This window comes from Rhodospirillaceae bacterium (genome assembly GCA_002728255.1).
Classification (GTDB): domain Bacteria; phylum Pseudomonadota; class Alphaproteobacteria; order UBA7887; family UBA7887.
Map to the genome: position 1 here is coordinate 16,263 of PBWV01000009.1, position 19,027 is coordinate 35,289.

General features: G+C 46.8%; 18 protein-coding genes and 1 tRNA gene. 6 read left to right on the forward strand and 13 right to left on the reverse strand.

Annotated elements, in window-relative coordinates:
* The first annotated feature begins 199 nt into the window (after positions 1-199).
* Both CMM32_02350 and CMM32_02355 read left to right on the forward strand, forming a co-directional pair.
* Complete coding sequence (locus CMM32_02350; GenBank protein ID MBT05746.1) at positions 200-1,303, forward strand: ABC transporter substrate-binding protein; 1,104 nt, start codon at positions 200-202, stop codon at positions 1,301-1,303.
* A 90-nt stretch (positions 1,304-1,393) separates the two neighbouring features.
* Positions 1,394-2,182: a 3-oxoadipate enol-lactonase gene (locus CMM32_02355; GenBank protein ID MBT05747.1), complete on the forward strand. Its 789-nt coding sequence runs from the start codon at positions 1,394-1,396 to the stop codon at positions 2,180-2,182.
* A 28-nt stretch (positions 2,183-2,210) separates the two neighbouring features.
* Here the strand turns inward: CMM32_02355 and CMM32_02360 are convergent, their stop codons facing one another.
* Positions 2,211-3,002, reverse strand: coding sequence for a 3-oxoacyl-ACP reductase (locus CMM32_02360; protein ID MBT05748.1), 792 nt, complete (start codon positions 3,000-3,002; stop codon positions 2,211-2,213).
* Between the two features lie 52 nt (positions 3,003-3,054).
* Here CMM32_02360 and CMM32_02365 point away from each other — a divergent pair, with 52 nt between their 5' ends.
* Positions 3,055-3,708 carry a hypothetical protein gene (locus CMM32_02365; protein ID MBT05749.1) on the forward strand — a complete coding sequence of 218 codons (654 nt, stop codon included), beginning with the start codon at positions 3,055-3,057 and terminating at the stop codon, positions 3,706-3,708.
* Between the two features lie 587 nt (positions 3,709-4,295).
* On the opposite strand, the gene CMM32_02370 is transcribed toward CMM32_02365, so the two are convergent.
* The 3 genes from CMM32_02370 to CMM32_02380 form a co-directional block, all read right to left on the reverse strand.
* Positions 4,296-4,371 (reverse strand) — tRNA-Glu (locus CMM32_02370).
* 101 nt (positions 4,372-4,472) lie between these two features.
* Complete coding sequence (locus CMM32_02375; GenBank protein ID MBT05750.1) at positions 4,473-5,219, reverse strand: hypothetical protein; 747 nt, start codon at positions 5,217-5,219, stop codon at positions 4,473-4,475.
* A gap of 17 nt (positions 5,220-5,236) precedes the next feature.
* Positions 5,237-6,091, reverse strand: a complete 855-nt coding sequence (locus tag CMM32_02380; protein MBT05751.1) for a hypothetical protein — start codon at positions 6,089-6,091, stop codon at positions 5,237-5,239.
* A gap of 104 nt (positions 6,092-6,195) precedes the next feature.
* Between CMM32_02380 and CMM32_02385 the strand changes: the two genes are divergently transcribed.
* The gene (locus tag CMM32_02385; GenBank protein MBT05752.1) at positions 6,196-7,329 is read left to right on the forward strand and encodes an FAD-dependent oxidoreductase; all 1,134 of its coding nucleotides are present in this window, start codon (positions 6,196-6,198) and stop codon (positions 7,327-7,329) included.
* Positions 7,330-7,397: 68 nt separating this feature from the next.
* On the opposite strand, the gene CMM32_02390 is transcribed toward CMM32_02385, so the two are convergent.
* A complete protein-coding gene (locus tag CMM32_02390; protein ID MBT05753.1) occupies positions 7,398-8,456 on the reverse strand; it encodes a tartrate dehydrogenase in 1,059 nt (352 codons plus the stop codon).
* A 70-nt stretch (positions 8,457-8,526) separates the two neighbouring features.
* Here CMM32_02390 and pdxA point away from each other — a divergent pair, with 70 nt between their 5' ends.
* Together pdxA and CMM32_02400 are read left to right on the forward strand one after the other, a co-directional pair.
* Positions 8,527-9,486, forward strand: a complete 960-nt coding sequence (gene pdxA / locus CMM32_02395) for a 4-hydroxythreonine-4-phosphate dehydrogenase PdxA (protein MBT05754.1) — start codon at positions 8,527-8,529, stop codon at positions 9,484-9,486.
* Positions 9,487-9,593: 107 nt separating this feature from the next.
* Positions 9,594-10,346, forward strand: a complete 753-nt coding sequence (locus CMM32_02400) for a 3-oxoacyl-ACP reductase (protein ID MBT05755.1) — start codon at positions 9,594-9,596, stop codon at positions 10,344-10,346.
* Here the strand turns inward: CMM32_02400 and CMM32_02405 are convergent.
* The 8 genes from CMM32_02405 to CMM32_02440 form a co-directional block, all read right to left on the reverse strand.
* A complete protein-coding gene (locus CMM32_02405; GenBank protein ID MBT05756.1) occupies positions 10,343-11,749 on the reverse strand; it encodes a hypothetical protein in 1,407 nt (468 codons plus the stop codon). The two genes, CMM32_02400 and CMM32_02405, sit on opposite strands and share 4 nt — an antisense overlap.
* 49 nt (positions 11,750-11,798) lie before the next feature.
* Entirely contained in the window at positions 11,799-12,461 is a 663-nt protein-coding gene (locus CMM32_02410) for a circadian phase modifier CpmA (GenBank protein MBT05757.1), read from the reverse strand.
* The gene (locus CMM32_02415) at positions 12,458-13,285 is read right to left on the reverse strand and encodes an adenine nucleotide alpha hydrolase (GenBank protein MBT05758.1); all 828 of its coding nucleotides are present in this window, start codon (positions 13,283-13,285) and stop codon (positions 12,458-12,460) included. The genes CMM32_02410 and CMM32_02415 overlap by 4 nt, the downstream gene beginning before the upstream one ends.
* A 1-nt stretch (position 13,286) precedes the next feature.
* On the reverse strand, positions 13,287-14,468 hold the full coding sequence (locus CMM32_02420; protein MBT05759.1) for a TIGR00299 family protein: 1,182 nt from the start codon (positions 14,466-14,468) through the stop codon (positions 13,287-13,289).
* 20 nt (positions 14,469-14,488) lie between these two features.
* Positions 14,489-15,454 (reverse strand): tRNA dihydrouridine(20/20a) synthase DusA, encoded by a 966-nt coding sequence (locus CMM32_02425; GenBank protein MBT05760.1) that lies wholly within the window; start codon positions 15,452-15,454, stop codon positions 14,489-14,491.
* Positions 15,455-15,691: 237 nt separating this feature from the next.
* A complete protein-coding gene (locus CMM32_02430; GenBank protein ID MBT05761.1) occupies positions 15,692-15,922 on the reverse strand; it encodes a hypothetical protein in 231 nt (76 codons plus the stop codon).
* Between the two features lie 342 nt (positions 15,923-16,264).
* The gene (gene clpA / locus CMM32_02435) at positions 16,265-18,583 is read right to left on the reverse strand and encodes an ATP-dependent Clp protease ATP-binding subunit ClpA (GenBank protein ID MBT05762.1); all 2,319 of its coding nucleotides are present in this window, start codon (positions 18,581-18,583) and stop codon (positions 16,265-16,267) included.
* Positions 18,584-18,615: 32 nt separating this feature from the next.
* Complete coding sequence (locus tag CMM32_02440) at positions 18,616-18,945, reverse strand: ATP-dependent Clp protease adapter ClpS (GenBank protein ID MBT05763.1); 330 nt, start codon at positions 18,943-18,945, stop codon at positions 18,616-18,618.
* Between the last annotated feature and the right edge of the window lie 82 nt (positions 18,946-19,027).

Sequence of the window (19,027 nt, forward strand, 5' to 3'; positions counted from 1 at the left end):
CCGCCAAGTTCTGATGCTTACAGTAACGGTCCGCTTTCTAGGGCCGACTTCCCTGTCTTAGCGAAAAATAAGTCAAACACACTTTAATCATAGCAGCATTACTCCTAAATATCTTCTCTAGGTCAGAATTTCTCTTAACAGAACCTTTTTATTCAGATGAGGGTCGTGCTACCTTTTTCTGACCATTGATCAAACTCAGATGATTGGATTGCACGCTATGAGCATTAAACGCCGATCTTTCCTAAAAGGTGCCGCCGTCGCAACTGCCGCTGTGGCCTCCAGCTTTCCTGCCCCAGCTATTTCACAGAACAGGAAACGTTGGAAAATGATCACCTGCTGGCCCAAAAATTTCCCCGGACTTGGGACTACAGCGAACGCCATAGGCGAGCAAATAACCAAAATGAGTGAAGGCAGGCTTGAAGTTAAAGTATATGGAGCTGGTGAAATTGTTCCAGCGTTTGAACTGTTTGATGCGGTTAGAGAAGGCATCGCAGAAATGGGCCACGGTTGGGACGGGTATTGGGCAGCCAAGCACCCTGGGGCCCCCTTCTTTGGCGGAGTTCCTAACGGGCTAGCCGGCCACGAGCAAGTAGCCTGGATCCACTGGGGAGGCGGCCAAGAATTGTGGGATGAAATGTGGTCTGATTTTGGTGTGCGGTCTTTTGTATCGGGGGCTAGCCCACCTTCGTATTTCGGTTGGTATAANAAAGAAGTAAACTCGCTCTCNGANCTGAAAGGCATGAAAATACGAATGGCTGGTTTGCCNGGNGAGGTNCTTAATAGAATGGGAGCAACCTCNGTAAATATGCCAGGAGGAGAAATTATGAGCTCANTGCAGTCNGGNGTTGTAGACGCAGTAGAGTGGGGAAACGCCTGGGCTGACCTAGCNTTTGGTTTCTACAAAATTGCNAAGTATTGTTATCTTCCAGGGNTCCACGAACCTGGTCCCAACCAGTCCCTCACAGTCAACAATGATGCTTATGACAGCCTAAGTGATGACCTAAAGGAAATAGTCAAAGTTGCTGCAAATAACGGAACAATGCGGCTGTACTCAGAAAACGTCTACCACAATGCCGATTCCCACCAGACGCTCCTAGAAAAGGGGGTAGAATTTAGGATGTTTCCTGACGACGTTGTTTCTACATTTCTAAGTACCAGCCTCGATGTATTGTATGATACCGCTGCGAAAGACCCTCACGCGATGAAAGTCTACGAAAGCTATATGGATTTTCGAAAGCGGGCTCTTCCAGCCAGTGAAAAAGATATGCTTGCATACTTATCCGCCCGATCCAGGCAAACGTAGCATGCCCGCATCGGTCATCAAAAACTTTCTTTCTGATAATTTTTGTACAAAAGCTGGGGCAGGCACCACTATTTGTGAAAGGCGCAAAAAATGATAATTGAGGCCAACGGGATTTTGATGGGATATGACCTGACTGGAAAGCCAGATGGCCCGGTTATTACCTTGAGCCATAGCTTGGCAACTACCCGGGAAATGTGGTGGCCCCAGTTGGGTGCGCTGGAGGAAAATTACCGAATCTTGCGCTACGACACTCGCGGGCACGGCGAAACAGAAGCGCCTAATGCTCCATATGATCTAACTCTCTTAGCAAACGACGTAGCCGCTCTATTACGAGCACTAGAGATCGAACAAACCCATTTTGTTGGCCTTTCCATGGGCGGAATGATAGGGCAACGGTTTGCAACCTCATACCCCGAACTCGCGGAAAGCGTTACTCTTTGCGCCACCGCGTGCCAAATGCCACCAGAAGTAGGACCAGCCTGGAACGAAAGAATTGAAATAGCCAACACTCAAGGAATGGATGGATTGGTGAACAGCACCGTGGAAAGATGGTTCACAAAAAAATTCCTCGAAAATGACGCAAAAAGCCTCACTCGAGTGCGCGAAATGATCAGACAAACCCCACCGCATGGATTTGCCAATTGTGGCGAAGCAATCAAGGTTTTGGCGCAACTAAACATCTTAAAGGAGATACGCTGCCCGACCCTTTTATTAGTCGGAGAGGATGACCCCAGCACCCCGCCAGCCGCTTCGGAGCTAATCAAGGAAAACGTGACAGGCGCCGAAATGAAAATCATAAAACAAGCCTCACACCTCCTTAACATAGAACAACCAGCCACTTTTAATAAAGAATTGCTAAAGTTTCTAGCTACACATTAAAGAAGGTCACAAAACCTATGGCCATCCACTAGCCACACCGTGCTGTAAGACCACCATCAACAACAAGTTCCGTTCCATTTACATATTTGGCCTCGTCAGAAGCCAGGAAAAGGGATGCGTACGCAACATCCCAAGCATCTCCCATCTTTCCTGTCGGGCACACGGAATCCCTAGAAGCGATCATCCTCTTGGCATCACCGTCGCCATACTGAGATGCTATTCTTTCCGTAACTAAAGGAGTATTCATCAAACCAGGAACGACATTATTGGCCCTTAAACCTTGGTCCGCATATTTTAAGGCAACAGCCCGGGTGAGTTCCATGAGACCTCCCTTTGCCGCACTATAGGAAACCATATCACGTCCAAGATGATACCTCATACCGGAAATGGAGGAGACATTGACTATAGACCCTGTGCCCGAGTTCAACATAACTGGAACCGCATATTTACACGAAAGAAAAGCACTTTTTAGATTGTGCTCTATATTGGCATCCCACACTTCTTCTGGCATCTCGACAACCCCTCCGGGAACCGATCCACCAACGTTGTTTTGAAGTATGTGTATAGCCCCATATTCTTGTGCACAGGCGTCTACCATATGGCTCACCGATTCTGCCTCGGTGGCATCGGCCTCAAATGACACACAAGCACCCCCTTCCTCCTCAATTAGGCGCTTCGTCTCATCGGCAGCAGACTTACGTTTATCCACAGCAAAGACACTAGCACCTTCACGAGCAAATAAGACGGCACATGCCTTACCATTCCCCCAACCAGTCCCTACTGAGCCAGCACCAAGCACCAATGCCACCTTGCCTCGCAGTCTATTCACGTCATAATCTCCTGTGTTAATGCTNGCTCANAACTAAATAGNGATGAAATCNATNGTGGAAAACTTGAACTNTAACATAGNAAGGTTAATAGCCACCACCTACNNGGCNTTATTCATGTTGGCTCTATTATCCTTCTCCCAACCCATCNTNTCTGTTGCCAGGGCAGATTATGACAAGGGCATANCTGCGGCGAAACAAGGNGACTANTCAGCNGCTTTTGAGGAATGGAGTATATCTGCAAAGAATGGCCATCCNAAAGCCCAGTACAATTTAGGGGTCCTCTTCGAAAACGGATTAGGAACCGAGTTAGACCTGCTCCAAGCAGCTAAATGGTACATAGTTGCTGCAGAACGAGACTATGCACCGGCTCAGTACAACTTGGCCGTCCTCTACCATAAAGGCGCCGGGGTACCACATAGCAAAACCTCTGCTATGAAATGGTACAGGAAGGCAGCACTTCAACTCGATGAACTAGCAATGTACGCTATTGGCCAAATGCATATTAACGGAGAGGGAACCCCGCGGAACCTAGTGGAAGGTTACAAGTGGTTCTATCTTTCAGCCAACCTAGGGCAGCCTGACGCTACTGGTGCTTTGGAAGCCATTTCTCCCCTGATGAAAACAACAGAAACTGAAATGGCGACCCGTATGGCGAAGGAATGGTTAGCAATAGTAGGCCAAGGGGCAGATCAATAATTTTTTATTTTCCTCCGTCTCCTAACCTTGTAACACCTGTTCCTAAGTCGACAGACATTTGAGGGGAAAACGTCGTGTCAAGCATTCAAGGGGGTCTCTGCGGGTCAGTCGGCTATCAGATTGACGACGAGGTGGCAATAACAGGCATTTGCCACTGTAAATATTATAAAAAACAAACGAGAACAGCTTGCTCAATAATAATGGGTGTTCCACAAAAGAATTTTCAGAGTACTTTAAGCACAAAACCCACCCAGGTATTTAGAAGCAAAGATGTTAGATATTTATAATATAATTGCGGCAACAATAATATCTTCCAAGTATAGACTTTAATTATTAAGCCACTACCGCTTCATTATTGAAACCTGATATTCAAATCTGGACAGCACACCAAATACCTTACGGCGACTTACACTCGGATACGCCCAAAGTCGAAGGCAATCCTCCGGCCCAATAATCGTTTGCCACTCGTGACCGCCATTTGCACGCTTCTAAATTGTAGGTGACATTTGACACAGGAAGTTCTGCTAAACTTGGTAATTTATGGGCGCCAGAAAACCCCGACTGAACCATCTGAATTCAGCATCAAATGGCGTCCCCTACGGGGCTCGAACCCGTGTTTCCGCCGTGAAAGGGCGGTGTCCTAGACCACTAGACGAAGGGGACCTGAGGTAGGTGTATAAGGAGAGCACTCGCACCCGTCAATTGCGACTTTCCCCAAGCATACAAAAAATTATGTCTGCAAATCGTCGCATAGGGTAAACAGGTCAGGATTTGAGCAATGTATCTCTGGCCTGGTTTATTTTGGTTGCAAGATAAGATGAGCCACCGTGATCCGGGTGATTACTAGCCATGAGGTTCCGATGAGCGCTCCGTATGGCCTCTTCATCCGCACCAAGGGGTAAGCCAAGGATCTCGTAAGCCTCTTCCCGGCTCAAATTACCGGCCTCAGTCTGGCTGTTACTTTCACTAGTCCTCTGCGCCCATTCCTCACCAAACCTGCGCAACATGTAGTTTTCGACAAGTCGCAGAGATGCCTCATCTTCCCTCACCTCGAACAATAATCGCTCAAGCTCTGGAATGCCCAATCCATCTAGTTCTTTTCCTAAAAATTCGCCCTTAATCACCGTCCCATTCAATACCCCAGATACATGATCCAAACGCATTTGGACCCAATCAGATTTAACTGTCGACGTTCCTTCAGAGCCAGTCCTAGTGCCATGGCGGGAATATTTTCTACTTCTGGAAAATGCGCGCCCCATTTGAAAAAGCCGAAACCACAAACCCAATGGAACCAATCTGAAGACCCGCCATCCGATAGCTGCAACAGCCGCGGGAGCCGCCGCGAGCAAGGCCTGCCCTCGAAATATCAAAAACAACGCTAAGCAAGAAGCCGCAATGACCACAAACCAGCGCAAAAACCGTGCCAATTTTGCCGGGTCTACCGTTATAAAGGCCCACCCTAGTACAAACAACATGAGTACCAGAGCGCAGCCAATGCTCAAATAAAGCATTCTAAAATTCCGAAAAATTAATTCCTTTGGTCAAAACGTATCAATCGCTGCCCACTTTGTTTTTGAAAGCGACGCAATTCATCCCTGCCACCAACAGCGAAAATTGCGNCCTCAGACAGTAATCGACGAAGCGTTTCTGGGCTAGAGGAATCAAAGGCGTTAAAGACACCACCAGAAAGCCGAGAAATTTGCTCAAATGCCCGGCGCCCTTCAACATCCGGACCCTCATGGAACGTAAATACTGGAAGACTATTAACTCCCATTTGCCCTGCCAAATCTGCAATCAAGTCTATATTTTCCTCGCACGCATCCCCCACTAAAATAAGTGCATCCACCTTGGGATTTTTATGCTCCTTTAAGGCATGTTGGAGAACTTGGGTGATTTGAGTGCGGCCTCCAACACAATATACCCCTGCCATATCTCTCAATATGTGGGCTGGGTCACTGGAGAATTGGCCTGCAAAAAATTCTTGGAATCCTCTGTAGTANACAAGTTGTACGGACAAACGGCCTATTAAACTGCTTTCNGNGAACATTTGAGCCTGAATATCCATAGCTACATCCCAGGTGGCTTGACGACTAGCAGTAGCGTCCAAAGCAAAGATTAATCGGCCTGATCGACCTGCACTCCTTACGGCAGGNGTACGCTCAACCTTTTCCAAGAAGGCCTCAACCTCTGACATCCTCAGAGAGGAAACCGCAGTGCTTTTGTATTTCTTTTCTGACATTCCCACTATCCATCTACTATCTTCTACTCTTGTGCCCCGTTTTAGAAAGAACCGGTCAGCATCAGAATTAGGTCGAGGCACTACTCTTTGTCCAATTACAGAATACCCACCAAAAGCCGGAACAGCAAACTCACTAGTTCCCAATTTAAGCGTTTATTTTGGACAGAGATGTCCAATAGGCATGTATTTTGTTGAATGATATTGGTTTTCTGGGTAACCGTATCCAATGAAAAATTTTGGATTAAANGATGACCGAATCTGTTGATTGCATAGTTATAGGAGCAGGAGTGGTGGGCCTTGCTGTGGCCCGAAGACTAGCTATGGCTGGCAAAGAAGTTATCGTATTGGAATCTGAGGACACTATTGGAACCCAGACCAGCTCAAGGAATAGCGAAGTCATCCATGCTGGTATTTACTATCCTACAGGAAGCCTAAAAGCTCGAACCTGTGTAGNAGGGAANCATCGCTTATATCGGTATTGCGCCTCGCATGGTGTTCCCCACTCCCAACTCGGAAAATTGATCGTTGCGACAAGTGAACTTCAGATCGAGACCCTCCATCAGTTAAAAACCAAAGCTGCCGCCAATGGAGTGCCTGATCTACTTTTTAAGGACCCGCGGGAAGTTGAAAAAATGGAGCCAGCCATAAATAGCGTGGGGGCCCTTCTTTCTCCTTCAACAGGAATTATAGATAGCCATAGCCTAATGCTAGCCTATCAAGGGGACGCCGAAGATAACGGTGCCATGATTGCGTTCAATAGTTCCGTTACAAAAGGCACGATTCGGGAAAATAATATAGAGCTCACCGTAGGAGAGAGCGACCAAGAATATGCCGTGGCTGCAAACCTAGTTGTAAATGCAGCTGGCCTTGGCGCCCAACGATTAGCTGAATCTATCAAGGGACTAAATCCTAAAACAATTCCAGACCAGTATCTGGCTCGGGGTTGTTACTTCACTATCTCAGGCAAANCTCCATTCCAAAGACTAATTTATCCCGTGCCGGAACCAGGTGGACTAGGGGTCCACGTGACACTGGATATGGGCGGTGGAATCCGGTTTGGACCCGACGTCGAATGGATAGANCGCGTAGACTATGAAATTAAACCCGAACGGGCTAACTCCTTCTACTCCGCCATTCGAAAGTACTATCCTGAGTTGAGAGATGGGACCCTGCAACCTGGGTATGCAGGAGTAAGGCCAAAAATTACAGAGAAAGGCTCAGCTGCTGGAGATTTCCTAATTCAGGGGCCGGAGGAGCATAAAATTAAGGGTTTGGTCAATATGTANGGAATTGAGTCGCCTGGGCTCACCGCGTCACTGGCGCTAGCCGATATTGTCGCCCACAAACTTGGTCTCCCCGAGATAAAAGATGGAACCACTTAGATGGGTGAAACGAAAGAGTAGGCCGCTTAAGGTGGCTCAATAGGCGTCCCTCCCTCACCTTTCCTCGCTCATAGATAACCCATTATCGCCTCTGTCACCAACGAAGTGCTAGCTTGGCCCCCAAGATCCCGGGGCAGCGCTGCCTTCTCCTTCGTCACCCTGCAAATAGCGTCTTTAAGTCTTTTGGCGGCAGCTACTTCTCCCAAATGCTCACACAACATGGCNCCAGACCAAATCGTTGCTATAGGATTGGCTATCTCGGAGCGATCGATGTCAGGGGCTGAACCGTGAACCGGTTCAAACATGGACGGGCTATTATACGTTGGGTCTATATTGCCGCTCGCTGACAAGCCCAGACTTCCTGACAATGCTCCGGCCAGATCTGAGAGAATATCGCCATGAAGATTACTAGCCACAATGACGTCAAATGAACCTGGATCAAGAACCATACGGGCTGCCGCGGCATCTACCAACACCTTATCTGTCTCGACGTTGGAATACTCCTCCGCTAATTCGGAAAAAACCTCGTCCCATAACACCATCCCAAAACGCTGGGCATTAGACTTTGTGATACAGCTTACTTTCTTGTTAGGTTTTTGCGCTGCAATTTCAAAGGCATATCTTTGAATTCTCTCTACACCCTTTCGTGAAAATACCGAAGTATCAATAGCGACTTCCTCACCATGACCTTGATGGGACCTGCCCCCAGCACCAGCATACTCACCCTCAGAGTTCTCCCTAATCACTACCCAATCGAGCTGCTTAGCCAATTCCTGCCTGAGGGGGCTCTCAACTCCTGGAAGCAATACCGCTGGTCGCACATTGGCATATAAATCAAAACCCTGGCATATAGCTATACGCAATCCCCAGAGGGTGACATCATCAGGAATATTAGGGTCTCCAACCGCCCCAAAGTAAATTGCATCAAAGTTTTTCAACTGAGCGAGACCATCGATCGGCATCATCAAGCCAGTCTCTCGATAATAGTTAGAACCCCAAGGGAATTCCTGAAAGGAAAACTCAAACCCCTCCAGAAGGCCGACTTCCCGAATACAAGTCATACCGGCTTTCAGAACTTCTGGCCCGATACCATCTCCCCCAATTGCAGCTACTTTATATTTACGCATAATTCCTCCGCTTGAGCTATTCTGCTAAGGAACATATCATCCTTCCTCCATTTTAAGGAGAAATAAGCCCATGCCGAAAATCGGCATAACACTAGGCGACCCGAGTGGCATAGGACCAGAGATTGTGTGTAAAGCCCTCGCCTCTATGTCGCCCGAAGAACAAAGTAACGTCTTGCTCATAGGGAACCAAGATGTGATTTCACGCGCCAATGTCCTAATCCAAGGTGGGCTCAATTTTTCAAGGGAAGGAATAAAAATAGCTAATGTTAAATCAAAAAAAATATCTTCTATCCAAGATGGTACCATTTCGGTAGGCGGCGGTCATGCAGCTTATAACTACGTGGCACATGCCGTAGATCTTGCCATACGGGGAGATATAGATGCAATCGTTACAGCTCCATTAAACAAGGCGGCATTGCATCTAGCTGGCTACCCCTTTAATGGCCATACCGATTTGCTAAGATTTTTAACTAATTCGCAAACTTCCTTCATGCTCTTTGAGTCGAGCAAGCTAAGGGTCATACTAGCCACGATCCATGTTTCCCTGTCTCAGGCCATCAAAGAATGCCGAACAGAAAATATCCTGCGCACGATCAAGGCTGGATATAAACATCTGTCAAGATTGGGCATCAAAACACCACGAATTGCAGTAGCCGCTCTAAACCCACACGCTGGAGAAGAGGGTCGATTCGGGCGCGAAGAGATAGATGAAATCGCACCGGCTATAGGACAGGCCCAGAAACAAGGGATAGATGCTGATGGCCCCTTCCCTAGTGATTCCGTATTTTACCGAGCATTACGTGGAGAGTTTGACCTTGTAGTAGCCCACTACCATGATCAAGGCCTTATACCCATCAAACTTGCCGATTTTGATAACGCAGTGAATGTTACCTTAGGGTTACCAGTGATCAGAACCTCTGTAGATCATGGAACAGCATTTGATATTGCTTGGAAGGGTATAGCCCGATCCAAAAACATGATTTCTGCGATTGCCCATGCTCGTGATCTAGTATCTCGAAAAAAAAATTGACTTTCCTCTAGCTTATTTGATCGAGAAGACAAAAAGAATGCCGAAACTATTATTGACTGNGCACTATCACTTTATTAGATCCATANTCGACAAAAGGAATACCAGCGATGAANAACATTGACCTTAAGGGTAAACGGGCAATTGTGACAGGAGCNGCGCGCGGCATCGGGTTTGCAATAGCAGAGAGGCTTTTACAATCTGGGGCAACTGTTACTTTATGGGACATAGAATTTCCTAACCTAGAAAAGGCACAGGCGGACCTCAAACCAGCCGGCAATGTGTTCAGTGTTGAGGTCGATATCACACAAGAAAATTCAATCAAACGAGGCGTAGAACTCACATATGAACATATGGGAGATGTCGAAATACTAATAAATAACGCCGGGATAACTGGAGGCAACGCAACAGTTTGGGATATGGGTGTCACTGAGTGGCAAAAGGTTTTGGACATAGACCTAACTGGAGTGTTTCTATGTTGCCGTGCCCTAGCGCCGCGAATGATGAGCAAGGGCTATGGTCGTATTGTCAATATCGCCTCAATAGCAGGCAAAGAAGGAAACCCCAACGCAGCCCATTACAGCGCTGCCAAAGCGGGNGTCATTTCACTGACAAAATCCTTGGGAAAAGAGATGGTGGAAACCGGCGTATTATGTAATTGTGTTACGCCGGCTGTCATTGAAACACCAATGCTAGACCAAATGACCGCCCAACATAAAAACTATATGGTCTCGAAAATACCTCTAAATAGAATGGGAAAACCAGAGGAAGTCGCAGCACTAGTAGCATGGCTAGCCTCAGAGGATTGCTCTTTTTCTACTGGAGCCGTCTTTGACATATCTGGTGGGCGAGCAACATATTAAATATTAATCCNGGCTATTAAACATTCATGNNATGNAGGTTCTANCAGTTTTCTGACCAGATAATTTNGCTTAGCCAGTGGGATCAAAAAAAACAAACNNCGNTAAACACTCCCAATCTGGNCCGCTGCGCCGTGAACTGGTATCACGTATGGTCCTTCTGGTATTATGGCGACCTTCGGATCAGAGCTTCTTATGACACTTCTCTCGATAGCCTTTTCAACGGAATCTATCATGTGTACACCTGTTAAGTTCCTTTGTTCCTCAACCAACCCTGTTGCATAGAGCAAAACCTCCCCATGTCTTGTGGATTTTAGTTGCATCTGGGTCTGCCATTCATCCACTGCAGCATTATTTTTTCTTCTAATTGATGCCAAAAAAGACTCCGCACCACATTCCTTAAGGCTCTTTTGAGAGGCAACAAACTCAGATGAACCCAAACCCTCCGAACACTCAGATGCTACGATTAATGAACCACCTTCTTTTAAAATCTCTAGGGGGCCAACCATGCTCTTTATTGTTTGATAATAAGTCTTATCCAGGGGATAACCAGCAGAGCTAGTGACAATCGTAGAATATTTTTCTGGCAACGTTATTTTGGCAAATTTCTGCATAAAAGAAACTGCCTCCAAATGACTCTCTACTATTTCTCCAGCGTTGACAAAGGACAAGTTTCGATCTTCGTCTATAATCGTATTGATTGCATACGCACCACCAATCATTTCTACTATCTCCAACTGCTCGGCATGCAGTAGGTTTCCCTCGAGCACACAATTGGATGTCTTACTGTGGGACATGAACTTGGAATTATGGAGAGTGGTGATGGTATCAGCATGGGCTATGCCCGGAGCAATCACCTTCCTTCCCCCTGAATACCCGGCCATAAAGTGAGGCTCTACCAAGCCCGTTGCTATACGAAGACTTGCATTAACAAACCTCTTATCAAGCTTAACTTCCGTTCCAGACTTTGTTTTCCCTACATAGGTATGGTCAAGGTCTTTATGGGCAAAATGATTAACTACCTTAACAGTATTTAATACCCACTCGTCTCCTATTACCTCCGCAAGTTCTTCACCTTCGTTTGGGCGGTGTAATCCCGTCGCTACAAGGATAGTTATATCTTTTGCGTCAACACCGACTTCAATAAGGCGCCTAACCAGTACTGGAAGAATAACCCCATTTGGCACAGGCCTAGTTATATCGCAAACCAAAATACATACCTTGGCGTCAGACCCATTTGGTTTGACAAATTGGTCACATCCTACTGGAGTCCTAAGTGCCCGTTCCACAGCTTCTGCTGGGTCGTTATGTATATTCATTTTAGGCTTGCGCACCACAGTCACCTCCCAATCATCAGAGAGATTGATGGGAAGATGCCCTTTACCATAACTTAAGTTAACCCGCATTAAATCTCCCTAGAGAAGCAAACTTCCTGCATGACGTTACCCGTTTTTCCTACCGGGACCTAATCTGTCGCAGCGCCCGCAAAGCAGCGCAGGCAGCACCATAGCCATTATCAATGTTCACCACGGATAGACCTGGAGCGCAATTGGCCAATGCGACAGAGAGTGCCGTATGCCCTTCATTGGCCGCCCCATAGCCGACAGAAGTTGGAACGGCAATTACCATACTCCCAACCAGCCCTCCTACTACTCCAAATAAAGCACCGTCCATCCCTGCAACCACAATAACAACTGGGTAACTCTGCAATTCCTTTTCTTTCTCCAATATCCTCCAAAGACCCGCCACACCAAGATCATCAAATTCCGCAGATCCTTCACCGGCATGACGGAGGGTCCGTGAAGCCTCTCGTGCGACTGCAATATCAGATGTTCCCGCCGTTACTATAGCGACTAACGTATCACTATTTTCTTCCCGCACTGCCCCGAAGAAGCCGGTCTTTGAGACAGAATCATAATTAATAGAGTCCTTAATGGGCTTAGGCATGGAATTCCATTTTGCCACAGAAAGACGAGTCAACAAGCACGACGTATCATTTTCATGGTAATCAGATAAAATTCTCAGAAGATCCTCGGGTGACTTTCCCTCACAAAAAATTGCTTCTTCTAGTCCAATCCTGCTGGATCTATCTAAGTCTGGAGTATAGATATTAGTCATACAACCCTATCCTGAATAAATGCACTACCCTTCCGATAAGAAGCAAACTCTACGGGAAAATTTGAACCTAGTGGGCTGGATATCGTTCTGATATGTTCGCTCAACAAACGCCTTTGGGAGGCATCAAGTAACGATAGACATTCCTCACTTAACTCTACAACGAGGCCCGATTCCCGCACTCGACACCGCACAGTCGAAGCAGACAACTCCGAATTTAAAAATTGCTCGACCTGGTCCACAATTAACAACGTTTCAGCATCTACTGGTATCCCCGTCTCAATGCGACTAGATAGACACGGGGATGCAGGCAACTCAGCAAGATCTTCGTAGCCCAGAAATTTAGCTAAACTTCTCACTGCGTTTTTATTTATTCCCAATTCAACATAAGGGTGCCGTACCTCAAACTCGCTGGCCGCCTTTAGTCCGGGTCGAAAATCTTCCATGTCATCGAGATTAGTTCCCGACAACAATAATTGTTCATCAATCCCTATGCCGGCAATAGTTTCGTACAAATTATGTTTGCAGAAATAACACCGGTTGACCGGGTTCCTAAGATAATCGGCATCCTCAAACTCACCAGCATCAACTACCTCGAATTTCCAATCTTCTTTTTCAGCAATCATTGATAACCTGTTACTAGCCGCCTTTGGCACGGCTGGGGAAACTGCGTGATAGACACTACACTGATCAGAAGACTGCCGATTTAGAGCAATTGCCAGGGTAGTACTATCGACCCCACCACTTACCGATATACCAACATTCCCTGCACTATTTAGCCATTGCCCTAATTCATCAAACAACAGTCGAGTATTTTTTTGGTTCATGCTATTTGCGCGCCTTCTTTTCTGCACTGGTCTTGGCCGCTTTTCTGGCTTCATAACGGCCTTTTACCAACCTAATATCCTCGTGTTCAGCTTTAGTTGATAAGTTTCCATCCGGACGATCAATAATTTTCACCCTAACGTCAGCGCCCCCCTCCTCAACTGTCACCATTCGGCGGCCGAGGACACTCCGCTCTTCTCTCCTCCAGCGCAAACCTATGGTGGATGTCTCAAGTAAACACAGGTTCTGGACATCGTTCAAGCGTTCCGGCAGGCACAAAACCTGTATATGCGCCCCAACCCGGTTCTTTTTTCCAAAACTCGGCCATTGAACCACATCTAAAACAGCAGAATTCCCCCTAAGCAAATCTAGAGAATAAGCTAGATCTTCAGGACTCTGATCATCAACTTCAAATTCCAACACTCCAACCGTATCCGTTTCGCTATCCAGACGTTCCACAGAAAAAACCGACGCACGCAAAATATTGCTCCTACCTTCAAGTTTACTCGTGCCAAACCCTACTCCAATGGACCTAAGTTTCCCGCCCACCTTGCCACCTTGGTCGCTCAAGTGGCGCAGTATAGCGGCTCCTGTCGGTGTAACTCTCTCCCCGTGAAGACCATCGTCAGAAAATTCAAACCCTTTTAATAAGATGGCCGTCGCGGGAGCTGGAATTGGAAGAGATCCATGGGCCGTGTTTATAAATCCGCCACCCAGTGGAACCGGGCCCCACGACCAAGTGCACTCTAACTGTTCAATAAGGAAAGCCGCCCCAACAATATCCAGAACCGAATCCCATGCCCCAACCTCATGAAAGTTAACACTTTCGAGAGGGACCCCGTGCACCTCAGACTCTGCCTCAGCCAATATGGTGAAAATTGCAATGGCTCGAAAGATTACCGAATCAGCAATGTTAGACCCTTGAATACGCTTACATAGTTCAGGGAAGTGGGTATGTTTTCCAGGGGATTTATTCTCATGAGTTAGAAATCCTCTTCCTATAAAAATACCATCGCTCCGCTCTTCAAAGGAATATGAGACCTCACTAGGCAGTTCCAAACCACGGAATGTACTCATCAAACCTTCGACAAGTTCGGGTCGGGCATCCGTAATTGCAGAAAGAAACATATCCCCCGCAATTCCTCCTACCAAATCAAGGTGTATATGAAACGATGCTTTATTCATAGTTTAAGGTGATCACCAACTTACCCGGACATTTGCTCCAAGGCACCATCAATAACTGATACATCCGAACCTGGCATCCGAGTAAAGTCAGATAAATATTTCCGCCAAACCTTACCTCGAGGTTGCCCCCGATAAAGCCCCATCATATGACGAGATAAGGATGAGAGCCGCACCCCCTTATCTAGGCATGCCTCTATGTAAGGCTTATATGCCTCAACAAGGTCTTTCCTTGATGGTACATCAGCAGCCTCACTGAAAAATAGACGATCTACCTCCGACAATAAGTATGGGTCTTGATACGCTGCCCGACCAATCATTACCCCGTCCACAAAGTCAAGATGTCGTTTAGCTGAACAAAGGTCTAAAATTCCGCCATTGATAATAATCTCTAACTCAGGAAAATCACTCTTTAAGCGATACACCCGTCCATATTTTAAAGGAGGAATCTCTCTGTTTTGCTTAGGACTCAAACCGGATAAGAGGGCTTTACGGGCATGAACGAAGAATGTCCTACATCCGGCCTCAGCCACAATCGAAACAAAGCGATACAAATCTTCGTATGAATCCCTTTCATCCACACCGATACGAGTCTTTACGGTAACAGGTACAGACACCATATCCGACATCTTCATAACACACCGCGCTACCACAGCGGGCTCCATCATTAAACGTGCACCGAATTTAGCCTTTTGTACCCGAGAACTTGGGCAACCAACATTCAAATTAATTTCATTGTAACCCTCAGCCTCACCCTTAGACGATGCCTCTGCAAGCTCAACAGGATCACAACCGCCAAATTGAAGCGCTACAGGTTGTTCAAAGTTATCAAAAGCAACAACACGAGCCGGATCACCATGAAGCACCGCTCCCGCTGTAACCATCTCGCTGTACAAAAAGGTGTGTTTAGAAATCAGCCGTAAAAAATAACGTTCATGCCGATCTGTCCGAGCCATCATTGGGGCCACACATACACGATGCTTAGACATATGATCCAACGTTACCTCCCATGGTCACTCTATCTCTCACTAGGTCAACTTTCCTTACTGCGCCTCCCTGAGACCCATAAGGAATAACCACAAACATCTAAGGTATAGCCCTTTTCCCGATTGGATGCTAACCAATGTTATGCTTAACCTCCAAGAATGCTCTTCCCCATCACCCCAAAAATTTAGGGGCGAACGCACCGCGCCCGCCCCTAAATTCCACTTGCTCGTTCCGTGGAACTACATTGCGGTTCGCCTCTGGAACAACCAAAGGATGATGCCAATCGCAATCAAGCCAACGAGACCGCCATCACCCAGCTGTTGGATAATCGCTATCAAATTTCCAACGATGTCTCCTGTGATAAAGCCGACCATTCGACCAAAAAGAATTTGAAGCAGAATTCCAATAGCTACTAGGAGCAACCCTACCTCTATAATCTGGCCAAGCCATTGTTTGACTGTATTTAGCATTTACGTCTTCCTTTCTGCCGGGCAAACAGACCAGGCCGAATTCTACCCCTTCTGTCCTGAACCCCGCTGTACTGTACGTGCTTGCTTGTCTATAGCGTTATAATACCACAATTTGTGGCCTACAAGGCGGCATCCCACAACATATCGGAAACGATGTCAAGGTACGTTTAATCAAGCCAAACTGGGACAACAAGAAATGTCTATATGTCCTTCAGGAAGCCATGCTGCAGAGTTGAAAGTGACGAAACCTAGTATGGCCTATTTTCAAATATATTAAATGCCATTTTTTCCGTGTCTTAGCGTATATTTCTTATACATAATACAAGGATAGATTTAGATTTATTAGCTAATTATAGGTTGGCCATCCTCTGTGTCTGCACTCGCCGGACCTTCCGCCACCCCTTCAAGCTCTCCCATGTCAAAATATAAGCTATTTTGCCGCACCAATATCTTAATATGCCCACCTGTGGCCAAACGGCCAAATAATAACTCCTCCGCCAATGGCTTCTTAATCTGCTCCTGGATAACCCTCGCTAAGGGCCTCGCTCCATAAGATCGATCGTAGCCTGAACGAGCCAACCATTCTCTTGCTTCATCGGTCAGTTCTATCGAGACCGACCTATCAGCCAACTGTATCTCCAATTGAGCGATAAATTTGTCCACCACCTTAGAGACAACTTTGGGAGCAAGACTCTGAAAGCCCACCACCGCATCCAAACGATTCCGAAATTCCGGCGAAAATAGCCGTTTAATTGCTTCATCATCGTCACCGACGCGCTCCTCCCGCCCAAAACCGATAGGTTGCTTCGCCAGTTCAGCTGCTCCCGCATTAGTTGTCATGATCAGTACCACATTCCTAAAATCCACTACCTTTCCATTGTGGTCAGTAAGTTTTCCATGATCCATAACCTGCAAAAGGATATTGAAAAGGTCCGGGTGAGCCTTCTCTATTTCGTCTAAGAGCAAAACCGAATGAGGATTCTGATCGACGGAATCTGTTAGCAAGCCCCCCTGATCAAAACCTACATAGCCCGGGGGCGCTCCTATCAAACGCGACACAGTGTGCCGCTCCATATATTCGGACATATCAAAGCGTGTCAGTTCAATGCCCATAATATTAGCTAGCTGCCTAGCCACCTCTGTCTTACCCACACCAGTCGGACCAGAAAACAAATAACTTCCAATGGGTTTTTCAGCCTCCCTTAGACCTGCCCTTGAAAGCTTTATTGCGCTAGCGAGTGTTTGGATAGCCGACTCTTGTCCAAACACAACTAAACCTAAATCCCGTTCAAGGTTCTGAAGGACTGATTTATCATCTTTTGAAACCCGTTTCGGAGGGATTCGAGCCATACTTGAAACTACGTCCTCGACGTCTCGAGCGCCTACAACCTTCTTTCTTTTACCTGCCGGCCTAACTGCCTGAGCAGCTCCAACCTCATCAATAACGTCGATAGCCTTATCTGGTAATTTCCTATCGCCAATATGACGGACAGATAACTCTACAGCAGCTTTGAGTGCATCCTTGGTATAGCGAAGTTGATGGTAATCCTCGAAATAGCTTTTCAAGCCCTGCAGTATCATTACCGCCTCGGCAACAGTCGGCTCACTAACATCAATTTTTTGGAACCGGCGCGCGAGAGCCCTATCTTTTTCAAAGTATCCGCGATACTCCTTATAGGTAGTTGATCCAATACATCTCAAACCGCCGTTTTGAAGGGCAGGTTTGAGCATATTAGACGCGTCCATAGACCCCCCAGAAGTCGCACCCGCACCAATAATGGTATGAATTTCGTCGATAAACAGGATACCATCGTCATGAGCATCCAGTTCACCGAGAACCGCCTTTAGGCGTTCCTCAAAATCCCCTCGATATCTAGTGCCCGCAAGTAGCGCCCCCATATCCAAAGCAAAAATGATTGCCGTCTCCAGTACTTTAGGAACCTCAGAGTTGACTATCTTACGAGCAAGGCCCTCCGCGATCGCAGTTTTACCAACGCCTGGATCTCCAACATACAGAGGATTGTTTTTGGATCGGCGGCAGAGAATCTGAATAGTCCTGTTAACCTCTACTTCTCTGCCAATTAAAGGATCAATCTTGCCCTGCCTAGCCTTCTCATTAAGATCTACACAGTACGCTTCCAAAGCTGTTTTAGCTTCATTATCCGGCCCAGCCCCGTTTGCCTCTCCTGAGCTTGCGGGACCTTGCCCTTCAGGAGTTTTACTGAGACCATGACTTATAAATCTGACCGCGTCTAGACGCCGAATGCCTTGTTCATGTAGCAAATAAACAGCATGGGAATCGCGCTCAGAAAAAATTGCAACTAAAACGTTTGCTCCGGTCACATCATCACGCCCTGACATTTGGGCATGATGTTGGACGTGAGTTACAGCACGTTGCACAACCCGCTGAAAGGCCACCGTAGCCTGGGCCTCAAAGTCATCAGAATCAACAACCAGCTGATCATGGTGAGATGAGATGAACTGCTCTATGGCAACCTTCAATTTATTGACATCTGCACCGCAAGCTTGCATCAGTTCAACCGCATCCTGGTCTTCCGTTAATGCCATGAGCAGATGTTCTAGAGTAGCAAACTCATGCTTGTACTCCTGAGCTAAAGCTAAGGATCTATGTAAACTTTCCTCCAATGACTTTGCTAACATCGGCCTTCCTCTTGACTTCCTTCGTACTTCACTTAATCCTTTTCCAGAGTGCACTGAAGAGGATGCTCGTTCTTTTTAGCAAAGTTCATGACCTGTGTTACCTTGGTTTCTGCAACCTCGTAAGAATAAATACCACAAATCCCTACACCTTTCTGGTGGACATGTAACATGATTTGCGTTGCCTCATCGCTGCCCTTACCAAAGAATTTCTGAAGCACATAAACAACAAATTCCATGGGGGTGTAATCGTCATTTAGCATTAACACCTTGTACATGGAAGGCTTTTTCGTCTTCACCTTTGTTTCGGTAACCACACCACCTTGAGCGATGTCACTCCGATCGTCATCCCGCCTACTACTCATTCACCAAACGCCACACTCTAGTTTCTACGATGCGCCTATAAACTCAATACCACCAGGATTCTCAGCACTTGCAACCCCAATT

Excerpts from the sequence above, each read along its gene's own strand:
- CMM32_02355 (MBT05747.1), top strand. The coding sequence starts at position 1,394 with ATGATAATTGAGGCCAACGGGATTTTGATGGGATATGACCTGACTGGA.
- CMM32_02375 (MBT05750.1), bottom strand. The coding sequence starts at position 5,219 with ATGCTTTATTTGAGCATTGGCTGCGCTCTGGTACTCATGTTGTTTGTA.
- pdxA (MBT05754.1), top strand. The coding sequence starts at position 8,527 with ATGCCGAAAATCGGCATAACACTAGGCGACCCGAGTGGCATAGGACCA.
- CMM32_02410 (MBT05757.1), bottom strand. The coding sequence starts at position 12,461 with ATGACTAATATCTATACTCCAGACTTAGATAGATCCAGCAGGATTGGA.
- CMM32_02415 (MBT05758.1), bottom strand. The coding sequence starts at position 13,285 with ATGAACCAAAAAAATACTCGACTGTTGTTTGATGAATTAGGGCAATGG.
- CMM32_02420 (MBT05759.1), bottom strand. The coding sequence starts at position 14,468 with ATGAATAAAGCATCGTTTCATATACACCTTGATTTGGTAGGAGGAATT.
- CMM32_02425 (MBT05760.1), bottom strand. The coding sequence starts at position 15,454 with ATGTCTAAGCATCGTGTATGTGTGGCCCCAATGATGGCTCGGACAGAT.
- CMM32_02430 (MBT05761.1), bottom strand. The coding sequence starts at position 15,922 with ATGCTAAATACAGTCAAACAATGGCTTGGCCAGATTATAGAGGTAGGG.
- clpA (MBT05762.1), bottom strand. The coding sequence starts at position 18,583 with ATGTTAGCAAAGTCATTGGAGGAAAGTTTACATAGATCCTTAGCTTTA.
- CMM32_02440 (MBT05763.1), bottom strand. The coding sequence starts at position 18,945 with ATGAGTAGTAGGCGGGATGACGATCGGAGTGACATCGCTCAAGGTGGT.